Origin of the sequence: Ochrobactrum sp. P6BSIII, from assembly GCF_014138065.1 — a bacterium.
In the GTDB taxonomy this organism is placed as follows: domain Bacteria; phylum Pseudomonadota; class Alphaproteobacteria; order Rhizobiales; family Rhizobiaceae; genus Brucella.
On the sequence record NZ_JACGXB010000012.1, the window covers coordinates 40,551 to 55,092 of the forward strand.

Here is a 14,542-nt window from a genome sequence, read left to right on the forward strand (position 1 = left end):
ATATGAGCTGGCACGGTCCTTCCGGTTGCCAGCTTTTATTTTTGGAATCAAAGCCATGTGCGCAAAATCTGTTCTTCCGCTCGCGGTTACGATCGGCGACCCGTCCGGTGTTGGCGCGGATATTGCGCTGGCCGTCTGGCTCAAACGGGATGAACTGTCCCTGCCGCCCTTCGTACTGCTGGCAGATCCAGCACAATTGGAAGCGCGTGCGCGGCTTCTCAATTTCGACGTTCAGATTGAGGCGGTTGCAGATGTCGCCGCATCGCGGAGCGTTTTTGCGCGTGCCTTGCCTGTCTTACCGCTCGTCAACAAGCACACGGAAAGCCCCGGCAAACCGCTGGCGGAAAATGCAGCCGGTACAGTTGAAGCAATTGAACGCGCCGTCGCTCTCACGCTCGCTGGTGAGACATCCGCCGTCGTCACTTGCCCGATTGCCAAGAAGCCGCTTTATGAAGCCGGTTTCCGACATCCTGGACATACGGAATTTCTGGCAGAGCTTGCTAGCCGTCACGTTGGCACCGAAATCACGCCTGTGATGATGCTGGCCGGACCGCAATTGCGCGCAGTGCCGGTGACCATTCACATTCCGCTTGACGAAGTGCCGCGACAACTCACGGCCGAGAATATTCTTGAAGTGTCGCGCATTACGGCGCGCGAACTCCGCGAGCGGTTCGGCATTGCCAAGCCGCGTCTGGCGCTTTCCGGCCTCAACCCTCATGCGGGCGAAGGCGGAGCACTCGGCAAGGAAGATGATGACATCATTCGCCCGGCAGTCGAACAGCTGCTGCACGACGGCATTGATGTGCGCGGCCCCCTGCCCGCCGATACGATGTTCCACCGCCAAGCGCGGGCTGCTTACGATGCTGCAATCTGCATGTATCACGATCAGGCGCTGATTCCGGCCAAGGCACTGGCGTTCGACGAAACCGTCAATGTGACGCTCGGCCTGCCCTTTATCCGCACCTCGCCGGACCACGGCACAGCGTTCGACATTGCAGGTCAGGGCATTGCGCGACCGGACAGCCTGATTGCGGCGATCCGGCTTGCCCACGAGCTGGCAGAAAATACAACAGGTACCAAGGCATGAGCATCGACAACCTGCCCCCGCTTCGCGAAGTCATCGAACGGCATGATCTGATGCCGAAGAAGTCGCTCGGGCAGAATTTTCTGTTCGATCTCAATCTGACGTCCAAGATCGCTCGTCAGGCAGGTGACCTTAAAGACCAGCCCGTCATCGAGGTCGGTCCCGGACCCGGTGGGCTGACCCGCGCCCTTCTGGCGCAAGGCGCCCATGTAACAGCAATTGAGCGGGACGAACGCTGCCTTGAGGCACTGGCGGAGATTGAAGCACATTATCCAGGCCGCCTGCGGATTATTTCCGGCGATGCGCTGGAGCAGGATTTCAAGACACTGTTTCCCGACGGGCCAAAGCCACGCATCGTCGCCAATCTGCCCTATAATGTCGGCACGCAATTGCTGCTGAACTGGCTTCTGTCTGAGCCATGGCCGCCCTTCTATTCCTCCATGACGCTGATGTTCCAGCGCGAAGTGGCGGAACGCATCGTGGCAGCGCCTGACAGCGATCATTATGGCCGTCTCGGCGTGCTTGCAGGCTGGCGGACAAAATCGAAGATCGCTTTCGACGTGCCCCCGCAGGCCTTTACGCCGCCGCCGAAAGTCATGTCATCGGTGGTTCATATCGTACCGTTGGAAAATCCGCTGCCCTGCAACGCGGCAGCGCTCGGTCAGGTGACTCAGGCTGCTTTCGGCCAAAGGCGGAAAATGCTGCGCCAAAGCCTGAAGCCAATCGGCGGCGCTACCCTGCTTGAAAAGACCGGCATTGACGGAACGCGCCGCGCCGAAACGCTGAGCGTCGAGGAATTTGTCGCTCTGGCGAATGCCTATCGTCCGTAATCTGTCTAACTAATGGCGGCCGTGGCCACCACCAGCTGGGCCTGCCCCCTGATGGCCACCGAGCCGGTCATGCGATTCAGCTTTATCCTTGGCGTCTGAGCCATCTTTCAGGATAGGCAGCGCCATTTCATCGACGATCTGACCGACATGGTCGATTTCCTCGCGGAAACTCGACAGTGACGAACCGGAGAGCTTTTCACCGGCATTGAGGCGCGCGGTCAGCGGATCGACATACTGATCACCGACCTTCAGCTCGTAATAGAGATGCGGGCCTGTCGAATAACCGGTTGAGCCGACATAGGCTATGACTTCGCCCTGCTTCACATGCTGGCCGATGCGTAGCCCCGACTTGGCGGAAGAAAGATGGGCATAGGTGGTGCTGTATCCGCCCTGATGGCGAATACGGACATATTTGCCATATCCCTTTTCGGACGAGATCACCTCGACCACACCATCGCCCGCAGCCACGATCGGCGAGCCGATCGGCGCGTCATAGTCGACGCCGTTGTGATGCTTGCGGACATGCAGAACCGGGTGGATACGCCAGCCGAAACCGTCATTGAGACGTCCATTCGGCAAAGGCTTGTGCATCAGATATTTGGTCATCGAGGAGCCATCCTCGTTGAAGTAATCTGTAGCTCCGCCCGCACCCTCATGGCGGTAGAGGCGCTTGCTTTTGCCATTCGTGGTAAATTCCACGAATACCAGCTCGGGGTCCGTCTCCGAACTTTTCCTGAAAAGCAGATCGATCAGATCGGGAGAATTGGCGCCCTTCTCCAGCACGACGCCGTTCTGCTCGGCAAGCTTCTCGACATCGCGCACGATATCGCGCGGTGCACCAGCCTGAACCAGCCTCGTTTCGATGCTGCCATCACTGCTGACGGCCGGAGCCGACGGATGATAAGCGCTTAGCATCGCATCGCGGGACAGACGCGCGAACAAGCGCTCATTACCGGTGGCGTGAAACACACCATCATCCGCTCGTCCATAGACGGCCTTGTTGGCATTGCCGTGGTTGAAGCGGGCAAGCGAAACATGGGCGGCGGCATCGCTGCCATCTTTCTTATCAACCAGCAATTCCAGATTGTCACCGGGCAACAGCTCGGTACGGGCCAGTGCTTCTTCAAGCCTTTGACTGTCTTCGGCTGCGATACCGGCTGCTTGCAGAAGCGCTTCTATGCGTTCCCGTGATTGCGGCGCGACGATGATTTCATGCACATCCGCCTTTTCGTGGACTGCGGGCTTGGCCAGGCTGACATTGACCGGAACGCCCCGCTCCAGCTCGGATAGCGACTGCGTCGGTTCCCCCACCGCAACAGATTTCGCCGCCATTGTCGATGCGTCCATTGCATCGTCGATGGCGGGTCGTCTGGTGTCGTGGCCTTTCACGTCCAGCACCACATGCTGGTAGGTGTAGAGGCGCGGATCGCCATCCTCGACGCCTTCCGCAATATCGATACGACGCGACACACGATGGCTCACATCATTGTTCACGGCAGGCACCAGCCGCGCGTCTTTGGCCGCGGCATGGTGCTGGCGAACCAAAGCTGTCGGGTTGGTGAAGGCTGGCTGTGCGGCATGGCCGTGGCGTACCAGCCCGCCGGTAGCCAGTACCAAACCGCCACCCGCAATGACGGTGGCAGAGGCAAGCGCCAGACAGAAACGCAAATGCGTGCGCAAGGAAAAACGGACCCAGCGCACGGGCCCAAGGCTACGATGCGAGAGTGGTTCCGTCTTCAAATTTGCGCCGGCGGATGCGAAACTTGACCCAGATGGGGCCGTTGCCACAACCGCACGCTTGCGATGGGAGTATCCTGCCCTGGGGGCCATTCCGACAATTCTCTAGGTTCTTTATAAATATTGGCGGAAATGATGCTGACACAGCGGCTAAAATAAGACCTCCGGCGGGTTATCCACCGGAGGTGAATCACAAATTATTTACGATTTACCTATCAGGCACGTGCCCGATTGCGGCGATGCTGTAAAAGTGTCGACCAGGTGTAGAGCGCGAGCCCTGCCCAAATCAGCACGAAAGCGGCAAGCTGCACGGTCGAAAACGGTTCGTTGAAGATGAAAATCGCAAAGAAAAACAACATGGTGGGCGTCATATACTGCATCAGCCCGAGCGTTGTGTAGCGCAGCAGCTTGGCACCGCCCGCGTAGAGGATCAGCGGGATGGCGGTGAACGGCCCGGCAAGCATCAGAAGCCAGACATTAGAAACCGGCCCAGCAAAGAAATGACCCTGCCCTTGCGAACTCAGGAAGGCCAGATAAGCGAGCGCGGGAACGCACAGGATCAGCACTTCAAGCGTGAAGCCCTGCAAAGGCGGCATCGGCAGTGACTTGCGGAAGAACCCGTAGAGACCGAAGGACACTGGCAGAGCAAGCGATACCCATGGCAAGCCACCGGCATTGAAGGTGAGTAGCAGAACGGCAGCCGCAGCAAAGCCAACAGCAATATACTGGACTTTGCTCAACCTCTCGCCAAGGAAAAGACCACCGAGCACCACATTGAACAGCGGATTGATATAATAGCCGAGGGCCGCGCCCATGACCTGATCATGCGCGACTGCCCAGACATAGATTGTCCAGTTGATCGTGATCAGTGCTGCAGTCAGCCCCGCCATCGCAAGCATGCGTGGCTGGCGAACAGCATTGAGGATGTCCTTGAACTGCCCCAGCGCCACCAGCAACAACAGTGCCACCGGCACCGACCAGATGACGCGGTGAGACACGACTTCCATGGCCGGAATATGGGCTACTGCTTTCAGATAAAACGGCAGCGCGCCCCAAAGCGCATAAGCGCCGAACGCCATGAGAAAACCTTTGGCCCCATCCGAAAGACGGGCGTCGGACAAGGTCTGGTCGGTCATTGTCTCTCTCCGCTCGAAAGCACAGCCGCTTTTTGAGTAAATCGCATAGCAGATGGCTTGATCAGCCACTGCTATGCGCTTCTCAACTCATAAAATCCATTCAATTAAAATGATTGAAGCATCAATCCTGGTGAATGATGCGTCTTATTCCGCAGCGGCGAGCCCGGCCATGGAGCGGTTTTTCATGAGCTTGAAATTCACGGAATCCATCAAAGCCTGAAACGATGCATCGATGATATTGTCCGAAACCCCGACCGTACGCCAGCGGGCACCGGTCGCATCACCGGACTCGATCAGCACGCGGGTGATAGCCGCCGTACCACCATTGAGGATACGCACCTTGAAATCCACCAGTTCAAGATCTTCGATTTCCGCCTGAAAGCGGCCGAGATCCTTGCGCAGTGCAATATCGAGCGCGTTGACAGGGCCGTGGCCTTCGGCAACGGACATGCGCACTTCGCCATCGACTTCCACCTTGACCACCGCTTCCGACACCGTCTTCAGCATACCGTTGGCGTCGAACCGGCGTTCAACGAGGCACCGGAACGAGTCGACCTTGAAGAATTCCGGCTGCGGATTGAGCATGTTGCGCGCCAAAAGCTCAAAGCTCGCATCCGCACCCTCATAGGCATAGCCTTCGGCCTCGCGCTCCTTCACCAGCGTAATCAACGTATCGAGGCGCACATCATCCTTGGCAACGCGAATACCGCGACGCTCCAGTTCGGCGATGAAATTCGACTTGCCGCCCTGATCCGACACCATGACACGACGGCTGTTGCCGACCGTTTCCGGCGGCACATGTTCATAGGTCTGCGGTTCCTTGAGCAAGGCCGAAGCGTGAATGCCCGCCTTCGTCGCAAAAGCCGATGTACCGGTATAAGGCGCCTGCTCGGTCGGCGGCCGGTTCAAAATGTCGTCGAAGGCGCGCGAGATGCGGGTGATTGCCTTCAGCGAGGCAGGCTTGATGCCCAGTTCGAAACGCTCGGACCAATAGGGCTTGAGCAGCAGCGTCGGGATCAGCGAAACCAGATTGGCATTGCCACAGCGTTCGCCAATACCGTTCAACGTGCCTTGCACATGCCGCACGCCGGCATCAATGGCGGCAAGCGAAACCGCAACAGCCTGTTCGGTATCATTATGGGCGTGGATGCCAAGGCTCTCGCCGGGCACTACGGCTTTCACCGCATTGACGATTTCGGCAATCTCATGCGGCTGCGTGCCGCCATTGGTGTCACACAGGACAACCCAGCGTGCGCCAGCGGTGTAAGCCGCCTTGGCGCATTCCAGCGCATAATCGGGATTTGCCTTGTAGCCGTCGAAGAAGTGTTCGCAATCGACCAACGCTTCACGGCCGGCCATGCGCGCAGCCGTCACCGACGCGGTGATCGATTCCAGATTTTCCTCATTGGTGCAGCCAAGGGCCAGACGCACATGATAATCCCAGCTTTTGGCCACGAAACAGACGGCATCGGCTGACGCCTGCAACAGGCTCGACAGGCCCGGATCGTTCGACGCGGAGATACCGGCGCGTTTCGTCATGCCGAAGGCGGTGAACTTGGACCGCGCGGTCTGACGGCGTTTGAAGAAAGTCGTATCGGTCGGATTCGCGCCCGGATAACCACCCTCGACATAATCGACGCCCAATTCTTCAAGCAGTGCGACAATCGACTTCTTGTCTTCGACAGAAAAATCAATGCCGGGGGTTTGTTGTCCATCCCGCAAGGTCGTGTCGTAGATGTAGATGCGTTCGCGTGCCATAAGTGCCTGCCTGTCGGTGGGTCTGCTGTTGGTTCAACGTTGCCGTTGCGGCCAATTATCTGTGTCGTAGTCTGGATGCTGGTAGGAGATCATCGTTCTGACGAATTCGATGCTCTCCGGATCGCGTTCGGTTGCATAGCCGGGAAGATCTGCAAGTCCGCTCACATAGGGAAGCTGCTTCTCAATCCCCCATTGAACCGTCGGCTCAACTTCCTCCGGCGCGTCGAACGCACCGATGGCGAGCGCAACGCCATCGGGCGCTTCATAGGTCAGCGGGGTTCCGCATTCCGGGCAGAACCCGCGCTGGACATGGTTGGAGGAGCGAAAACGCTTCGGCTCGCCACGCGTCCATTCCAGTTTCGCCTCGTCGACGGAAACCAGCGGCGCATAGAAATTGCCGAAGGCCTTCTGGCACATGCGACAATGACAGATGGAAGCCGAGCCCAACGCGCCGTCAATGCGGAAGCGCACCGCGCCGCATTGGCAGCCCCCGGTATAAATCGGCTTGTTATCGAGCGTCATGCCGTCCTCCCTTATCAACGACCGCTGCTTAAATCGTCGTCAGCCTACCACATCCCACGTCGTCATGCGCTCGCCGGTGGCAGGATCCTTGCCGTCCTTGAGCTGCACGCCTTCAGAGAGAAGCGCATCGCGAATGCGATCGGCTTCCGCAAAGTTCTTCTCCTTGATGAAGCGCAGGCGTTCCGCAATACGGGCCTCGATGGCATCCGTATCGACATTCGCCTTGGCAAATACCGGCACATCCTCAGCCGTCACGAAGTAAGGATCGAGCAGGCCCATCAGCGCCATGCCCTCGCCCAGCGTCGCAATATCCTTGTTCTTGAACGCCTTGCGCAACGCGGTAATCGCAACCCAGCTGTTCAGATCGTCGGACAGAGCCTCTGTCACTTCACCAATTGCCGACAGCTTTTCCGGCACGACAAACTTGGCGTCGCGCAGCAGACCATACCAGCGGCGCAGTTCGTCAGACGATTCCGCCAGACGTTGTGCCGTCCAGTTGATCGGCTCGCGATAATGGGTTTGCAGCATCGACAGACGCGCAGCCAGACCGACCCAACGGTCACGGGCTGCGTTGTCGTCCCACTCACCCAGCTGCGGCAAGCCTTCATTCAGCACGTCACGAATGGTGATGAAATTGCCGAGCGATTTCGACATTTTCTGCCCTTCGACTTGCAGGAAGCCATTATGCATCCAGATATTGGCCATCCGCTCGGTGCCGAATGCGCAGCAGGACTGCGCGATTTCGTTCTCGTGGTGCGGGAAGACCAGATCAATGCCGCCGCCATGAATATCAAAGCGGTTCTTTTCCGGATCATCGCATTTCAGTCCGCCGCCAAACGGCTCCAGAAGCTTGGCCATAGACATGGCCGAGCATTCGATGTGCCAGCCCGGACGGCCAAGCGTCTCGATGCCTGACGGCGACGGCCAGCCCGGCTCACCTTCCTTCGAAGGCTTCCACAGCACGAAATCCATCTCGTCGCGCTTGTAGGAGGCAACGTCAACACGCGCCCCCGCCAGCATTTCGTCGAGCGAACGGCGCGCCAGCGCGCCATAGCGCGGGCCGCCAAATGTCTTGACGCGCTCGTTCATAGCCGAGGGCGAAAACAGCACATGATCTTCGGCCACATAAGCGACGCCGATAGCAACCAGACGGTCGATCATCGCACGCATCTCGTCCAAATGCTCGGTCGCACGCGGCTGAAAGCTCGGCGCCAGATTGCCCAGTGCCGTCACATCGGCCTGAAACTGCGCATTGGTGCTTTCGGTCACGCGGCGGATGGCCTCGTTGAAGGCCAAATCCGGATAATCGCGGACGGCGCGCGCATTGATCTTGTCGTCAACGTCGGTGATGTTGCGCGCATAGGTGACGTGTTCGGCACCATAAACCTCGCGCAAAAGCCGGAACAGAATGTCGAAAACGATGACCGGGCGTGCATTGCCGATATGGGCAAAATCATAGACGGTGGGTCCACAGACATACATGCGCACATTGTCGGCATCGATGGGGGAAAAATCCTCCTTCGTGCGGGTCAGCGTATTGTAAAGACGCAATTGCGGCGCATCAGCCATTGTAACCATTCCCCAAAATAACATTCCAGAAAGACGGCGAAATCCAAATGAATTCAGTGCACGACGGATCGCAGCCATCTGGCCGGGGCGTTATCATCCTGTTTTATGGAATGGAGACGAAAACGGCCGGGCCAGCAGGCTGCTAGCCAATAATGATCGCACAAATACAAATGTTCGTGGTCGGCGTTTTCATGGTTGCACTTATCCCTATCCCGTGAACCACAGTCAAGCGCTTTTGCTTGTTACCGATTATTTTGCCGGGAGGACGCACAACTCCGCCGAGCGCCATTTTGTGGGTCTTGAGCGCAAACCGGAAGTTTGGTCATATCATGATGGTAGTGAGGCTTGGCTTCATACAAGCAACCAGCGGAGCGGACCCTATGAAATGCCTGCGCATCTACGCCTCTGCGGATGGAGAATCGCATTTCGATGAAATCGAGTTGCCGACGACAAAAAGGTCCGTACACCCCGATGCCGTGCCATTCGACGTAACGGCCAGCTATCCGGCATCACGCGTCCGCCTCACCCATATCCCGGCAGGAATGCGGCCCGTGGCCTGGCATACCGTGCCTGAACCGGTATTGACTGTCAGGCTGGATGGTTCGGTGGAATATGAAACGAGCGATGGAGAAGTCCGCCATGTTTCGGCTGGCAGCTTTATGCTGGTTGCGGATACGCACGGCAAGGGTCACCTGTCGCGTCACTCCCCCGAAGCGCAAACCGTCATCTGGATTTCCCTGCCAAACGGCTTCGAACTACCGTCTACCTAGGTCTCACACCATGGCATCCGCCAAAATGTTGCATTTCTGCAACCCGGACAATCCTTGACGGGCATTAACCGGAATACCGCAAAACCGGCCCCAAACAGCCTTCATTCGGTCTCAATCCATCACAAAATAGTGAGCATGGCTTACTTAGGCGTAACCGGAGATCGGTTGGTTTTGGAAGCATTCGAAATCGGGCGCTTCGGGGAAAGGAAGTAAAAATGTCTAAGAGTGAACTGCAACCGCGTCAGGACCGTCTGGTCGACAAGTATCGTGAAATTGGCCCCGCAGCGCTCGTCGCCGCCTTGATGACAGCCGCAAAGCGCAGCAGCGCAGGCCGCAACGACAATCGTCGTCATTCGATTCTGGCCGCCAAAAAACTCGCCAAGTAAGCGGTATCAACCGGTACAAATCGCGCATGCGGTCAGAACATTGAAAGCTGACCGCCGGAACCGTCATCCAGTTCGGTTTTACCCTTGCGCTTTTGTGGTGTTATCTGCGCTTCAACCGTTTCTTCGACGCGCATTTGCAGGTCTGGCGTGGCGTTGCTCACCTTGTTGACCTTGTCCGAGACGGGTATCGCCTCAAAAAAATCCTCCTGCACCGGTCGCATGATGTCGGCCACTTCGCGCGGCAAATAACGCTTGCAGTTCAGCCAGCGCGCAAAGTCCTCCGGATGTACCACCACCGGCATGCGCTCGTGGATCGGACGCAGCAGCGCATTGGCGCTTGTCGTCAATATGCCGCCCGTATCGATCTGCGATCCGTCAGAACTACTCCAGGTTTCAATCAGTGCGCCAAAGGCCACCACACCGCCATTGCGCGGGCGCACCCAATAGGCTTGCGCCTTGTTCTTCCCCTCGCGACGCCATTCGTAAAAACCGGAAGCCGGAACCAGCGCGCGTCGATGGTTCAGCGCAGCGCGAAACGAGTTCTTTTCGGCGGCTGTTTCCGAACGGATGTTGAACATCATGGGCCAGTCATTCGGGTCTTTCACCCAGGATGGCACAAAACCCCAGCGCACCAGCGTACCTACCCGGTCCGGGCGGTTACTGCCTACAGGCGGAGTCTCCCCGGCCACTATGGTGAGGATCGGCTGGGTCGGGGCAATATTATAGCGAGGAGGAAAGTCCTCCGTGATCATGGCAGCCAGAAAGGTCTCGATTTCTTCCCGGCTTGCCGTCAATGAAAAGCGTCCGCACATGACAGCCATGTTCAGGTTTTTGTGCGGGCGGTCAAGACCGGTTTGCGATTGCCAAATCGCTGCAAGCCGATCATAGCTATTCCATGCCTACGATCCCTGTTGTTCCCGTTCCGCTCCATGTTCATGGCGTTTCGCTGATCTGCCGCCGCGAAAGCCGCTTTCTGCTGGTTCAGCGCGGCAAGGAGCCATGGAAGGGCTGGCTTGCTTTTCCCGGCGGGGGCATCGAAGCAGGGGAAACGCCGGAACAGGCTGCTATTCGTGAGCTGAAGGAAGAAACCGCGCTCGATGTCAGCGCCCTCTCCCATGTCATCACCGTGGATTTGGCGCTGGAAGGCAAAGCTTATGAGAAGAGCTATTTCCTCTCTGTCTTTCGCGCGCTGGATGTTTCAGGCCGCGAACAACCCGGCGATGACGCTGCGGCGATCCACTGGCTGACGATTGAGGAAATGGTGCAAGCGCGCGTGACGGACAGCACGCTGGACGTTGCCCGCTCTGTCGCGGAAAGCGAAGATGCCTTGGGATATTAAACCTATTGGCGATTAAACCTATTTGACAATCTGCCTTGAAGCAGCCCCTATTTCACGCAACAAGTGCATTTCATGTGAGAGGGTTTCCGATTGAAAGGCATGAAACTGTTCCGGTTCGCATTGTTCATGTGGGCAGGCGCAGCCAATCCGGCTTTTGCGCAGGATGCGCCTTATGAGGGCAAGATGTTGCGGCTTGCCGAGGTTCTTGGTTCGCTGCACTATCTGCGCAACCTATGCGGAGAAGCAGGCAGCGAGTGGCGCGACCGCATGGATGCGATTATCGCCGCCGAGAAGCCATCGGAAGGCGAAAGGGTGAGGATCGTTTCGAGCTTCAACCACGGATATCGCGTCTTCAGCGACAACTATACCCGCTGCACCCCTTCCGCACTTGCGGCGATAGACCGCTACATGAAGGAAGGCGAAGGCTTGTCGAACGAAATCATCTCGCGCTATGGAAATTAACCAATCATTCACTCTTGTGCGGATTGCGGACAATAGTCTCGTTCAAATCCGTTATAATCTGTTAACACTGTCTTAAGAAGGCAGGCAGGCCGCAAATGGATCGAGCTCCCGGAACACGGTGAGACATCCGCAAAACGGCAGAAAGGCGAAAGCCAGGATGAAGTCTATGGAACATGCACCGACCGATCTGGACGAGATGATCGCACGCGAGAAGAAACTCGTGGCAATCGAATATCAGAACGAGGCCTGGGCGGACGGTATTTCCGAAGGCATCGAGCCTGAAATACTCGCAGAAGCCGCGTTCACAACCGCACTGACGGAACTTATCCGTGAGGCTGGTGACGATTGCGCGCTTGAGCTGCTCGAAAAGATGCGCGAACAGATCGAAGCTGGCGCCTTCCTTCCTGCACGTATTCTGCAATAGAGCGGTTTCTATTTTAACGGAATCGTCGGAACCGCTCTATCCAATTGTTTTCACGCATTATCCTACGCAAAACCGCTTCGCACTTTTGCTGGAAATGCTCGAGCCGAACCATAACGTCGCCGGTTGCGGGGCAAGAACCGGCCGTTCCCACCAGTCGTCCTCCGGCAACACCGATGCATCCTGCAATCTGGAATTCCGTTCGACCGCTCGCGCTCGTCGCGGGCATGATGCTGGCTTCGCTGCCCGCCTTTGCGGCAGCGGACCAACTGGCGCTTGTGGATCGCTCCGAATTCCTGACTTTACCGGCCTATCGCACCGCACCGGATGAGCACCCGGTATCGTCGCCGATTCCGCTTCCCAATGCGCTGCCACATCGGGTGCCATCTGCAACACCGCAAAATCCGTCAACGATCATGCCTGCACCCGCCGCCAAACCCATGCCGGAAGTGCTGCGCGATTTTGACAGGCTGCCGCCGCCTGTCCGGCAAATGCGCGAGAAAATGCTTGCTGCCGCACAATCCGGCGACATTGAGCAATTGCGCCCGCTATTGGGCGAAGCCGACAACAGCACGCAGCTTTCGCTCGAAGACCATGAAGAAGATGTCATCGAGTTTCTGAAATCGCTCGCTGGCGATGTGGAAGGCCGCGAAATTCTCGCCATCATCGCCGATCTGCTCGGTACGGGCTATGTGCATATGAATGCCGGAACAGATGACGAGGTCTATGTCTGGCCCTATTTCTACGCCATGCCGCTCGACAGGCTGACGCCATCGCAGACCGTTGAACTGTTCCAGATCGTCACCGCCAGCGACTTTGAGGATATGAAAAAGGCGGGCGGTTATATTTTCTACAGCATCGGCATTGCACCCGATGGAAGCTGGCGCTTTTTCACCGCCGGAGAGTAATCACCCAACGGCCCCACGCGCATGGCTTGGCGGTTGATCATAGATGCGTTGCCAGGCACGGCGAAACTGCCGCGCCGAGGCGAAGCCCGATCTTTCGGCCACATTCTCGATATCGAGACCAGAATTGAGCAGCATCTCACGGGCCAGACCGACTTTCAGCCGGTTGACATAATCGGTCACGCTCATGCCCGCATGTTCATTGAACAAGCGCGAAAGATTGCGCGGACTTGCCCCGCTGACATCGGCCAGCTTTTCGACAGGCCACGCTCCGGCGGGGTCTGCCGCAATGGCATCCTGCGCACGATGCACGACGGGGTTCATATGATTGCGCCCTTCCAGCCAGGGCGAAAGCTGCGGATCGCCACCGCTGCGTCTCAGATAAACGACCAGATAGCGCGCCACCGACAAGGCGACCCCGTGACCGATAATATCGGCCACAATTTGCAGCATCAGGTCTATCCCGGCAGTAATACCCGCACTGGTCAGCCGTTCGCCATCTTCGACGAAAAGTCGGTTTTGCAGCACTTTCGCAGTGGGAGCAGACTTCTCCAGTTCTGCGATGGCCAGATGATGCGTCGTGCACACATAGCCGTCGAGCAGCCCCGCGCGCGCCGCCAGCAAGGCGCCGGAACAGATCGTGACCAGCCGGACACCGGGGCAGACGACGCGCTTCAGCCAGCCTATAATTTCATGCTCGAAGACGGCATCTTCATCGCGGCTGGCGACCAGCCCGCCAAGCGGCATATCCGTGGAACCGGACACAATCACCAACGATCCCTGCGGCACCACGTCCGGCAACGGCTTAACACCCGTCACCGCCAGACCGATGGAACTGTGAACCGTGCCAAGCGGCCCGACATAATGCACCGCAAACTCGACCTTGTCCTGATCGAGATTTGCCTTGCGCAACACTTCAAGCGGCCCCGCCACGTCCAGCAAAAGCAGACGTGGCGGAACGATGACATAGACGGGAATGATTTGCTTGCCGTCCGTCGGTTGGGTCATGCGGCCTTCCGTTCTGCTTGGCCAGCCAGTGCTTCTTCCACCGTGGCGATACGGGCGAAACGATTGGCGAGCACGAGTTCGGTGCGCGCCCGAATCTCAGTGGCGCTCCATTCACGACCCGTCGCGTCGGTCATCGGGAAGGTCAGGGTCGCCTCGCCCACGAAATCAACCGCATAGCCAAGGTCCGAAGCCTGACGTGTGGTGGTTTCGCAGCACTGTTCCGTGCGAATGCCGGAGACAATCACATGGCGAATACCGTTTGCCACCAGCCAGACATCGAGACCGGTGCCGACCAGCGCGCTGTGACGGCGCTTGCGAAATACGGCGTCTGGCGTGAAGGAAAGCGGTGCGAGCGTGCGGACATAGCCTGACGCTTCAGCGAAGTTGCCGCTATCCGCCGTATGGAAAATCTGCACAACCGGAATGCCCGCCTGCTTTGCGCCATCAATCAGCTTTTGCTGGCGTTCGACATAGGCGGCCACATCCGCCTCGCGATAGTAAGGCTGGTGCCGGAATGATTCCTGCGCATCGACGACAAGCAGAACGGTATCTTGAGCGGACATTTTTGTTCTCCTACAGTGTGAATATAGGAGAGAATTTACGCCTTACAAACCG

General features: G+C 57.7%; 16 protein-coding genes. 8 read left to right on the forward strand and 8 right to left on the reverse strand.

Annotation, left to right across the window (positions count from 1 at the left end):
- Positions 1–55: 55 nt before the first annotated feature.
- Positions 56–1,087 (forward strand): 4-hydroxythreonine-4-phosphate dehydrogenase PdxA, encoded by a 1,032-nt coding sequence (gene pdxA / locus FHW00_RS17005; protein WP_078340732.1) that lies wholly within the window; start codon positions 56–58, stop codon positions 1,085–1,087.
- Complete coding sequence (rsmA, locus tag FHW00_RS17010; protein ID WP_078340731.1) at positions 1,084–1,914, forward strand: 16S rRNA (adenine(1518)-N(6)/adenine(1519)-N(6))-dimethyltransferase RsmA; 831 nt, start codon at positions 1,084–1,086, stop codon at positions 1,912–1,914. Before pdxA ends, rsmA begins: the two co-directional genes overlap by 4 nt.
- Positions 1,915–1,923: 9 nt before the next feature.
- Here rsmA and FHW00_RS17015 read toward each other — a convergent pair whose 3' ends face one another.
- From FHW00_RS17015 to cysS, 5 genes are all read right to left on the reverse strand, one after another.
- Positions 1,924–3,744 carry a M23 family metallopeptidase gene (locus FHW00_RS17015; protein ID WP_078340730.1) on the reverse strand — a complete coding sequence of 607 codons (1,821 nt, stop codon included), beginning with the start codon at positions 3,742–3,744 and terminating at the stop codon, positions 1,924–1,926.
- A gap of 122 nt (positions 3,745–3,866) precedes the next feature.
- Positions 3,867–4,787: an EamA family transporter RarD gene (gene rarD, locus FHW00_RS17020; RefSeq protein ID WP_078340729.1), complete on the reverse strand. Its 921-nt coding sequence runs from the start codon at positions 4,785–4,787 to the stop codon at positions 3,867–3,869.
- Positions 4,788–4,931: 144 nt separating this feature from the next.
- The gene (gene cimA / locus FHW00_RS17025; protein ID WP_078340728.1) at positions 4,932–6,545 is read right to left on the reverse strand and encodes a citramalate synthase; all 1,614 of its coding nucleotides are present in this window, start codon (positions 6,543–6,545) and stop codon (positions 4,932–4,934) included.
- Between the two features lie 33 nt (positions 6,546–6,578).
- Positions 6,579–7,067, reverse strand: a complete 489-nt coding sequence (locus FHW00_RS17030; RefSeq protein WP_078340727.1) for a GFA family protein — start codon at positions 7,065–7,067, stop codon at positions 6,579–6,581.
- Between the two features lie 39 nt (positions 7,068–7,106).
- Positions 7,107–8,636 (reverse strand): cysteine--tRNA ligase, encoded by a 1,530-nt coding sequence (cysS, locus tag FHW00_RS17035; protein ID WP_078340726.1) that lies wholly within the window; start codon positions 8,634–8,636, stop codon positions 7,107–7,109.
- 380 nt (positions 8,637–9,016) lie between these two features.
- Here cysS and FHW00_RS17040 point away from each other — a divergent pair, with 380 nt between their 5' ends.
- Both FHW00_RS17040 and FHW00_RS17045 read left to right on the forward strand, forming a co-directional pair.
- Complete coding sequence (locus FHW00_RS17040) at positions 9,017–9,406, forward strand: hypothetical protein (protein ID WP_078340725.1); 390 nt, start codon at positions 9,017–9,019, stop codon at positions 9,404–9,406.
- Between the two features lie 215 nt (positions 9,407–9,621).
- Entirely contained in the window at positions 9,622–9,792 is a 171-nt protein-coding gene (locus FHW00_RS17045) for a hydrolase (RefSeq protein WP_078340724.1), read from the forward strand.
- Positions 9,793–9,824: 32 nt separating this feature from the next.
- Here the strand turns inward: FHW00_RS17045 and FHW00_RS17050 are convergent, their stop codons facing one another.
- On the reverse strand, positions 9,825–10,604 hold the full coding sequence (locus tag FHW00_RS17050) for an SOS response-associated peptidase (protein WP_078340723.1): 780 nt from the start codon (positions 10,602–10,604) through the stop codon (positions 9,825–9,827).
- 83 nt (positions 10,605–10,687) lie between these two features.
- Between FHW00_RS17050 and FHW00_RS17055 the strand changes: the two genes are divergently transcribed.
- From FHW00_RS17055 to FHW00_RS17070, 4 genes are all read left to right on the forward strand, one after another.
- Positions 10,688–11,131 (forward strand): NUDIX hydrolase, encoded by a 444-nt coding sequence (locus FHW00_RS17055; protein ID WP_139364439.1) that lies wholly within the window; start codon positions 10,688–10,690, stop codon positions 11,129–11,131.
- A gap of 99 nt (positions 11,132–11,230) precedes the next feature.
- Positions 11,231–11,593, forward strand: a complete 363-nt coding sequence (locus FHW00_RS17060; RefSeq protein ID WP_318282849.1) for a TIGR02301 family protein — start codon at positions 11,231–11,233, stop codon at positions 11,591–11,593.
- Positions 11,594–11,759: 166 nt separating this feature from the next.
- Complete coding sequence (locus FHW00_RS17065) at positions 11,760–12,017, forward strand: hypothetical protein (protein ID WP_171058775.1); 258 nt, start codon at positions 11,760–11,762, stop codon at positions 12,015–12,017.
- A gap of 110 nt (positions 12,018–12,127) precedes the next feature.
- Complete coding sequence (locus FHW00_RS17070) at positions 12,128–12,922, forward strand: hypothetical protein (protein ID WP_445558003.1); 795 nt, start codon at positions 12,128–12,130, stop codon at positions 12,920–12,922.
- Here the strand turns inward: FHW00_RS17070 and FHW00_RS17075 are convergent, their stop codons facing one another.
- Together FHW00_RS17075 and FHW00_RS17080 are read right to left on the reverse strand one after the other, a co-directional pair.
- Complete coding sequence (locus FHW00_RS17075; RefSeq protein ID WP_078340720.1) at positions 12,923–13,927, reverse strand: GlxA family transcriptional regulator; 1,005 nt, start codon at positions 13,925–13,927, stop codon at positions 12,923–12,925.
- The gene (locus FHW00_RS17080; protein WP_078340719.1) at positions 13,924–14,490 is read right to left on the reverse strand and encodes an isochorismatase family protein; all 567 of its coding nucleotides are present in this window, start codon (positions 14,488–14,490) and stop codon (positions 13,924–13,926) included. The genes FHW00_RS17075 and FHW00_RS17080 overlap by 4 nt, the downstream gene beginning before the upstream one ends.
- Positions 14,491–14,542 lie beyond the last annotated feature (52 nt).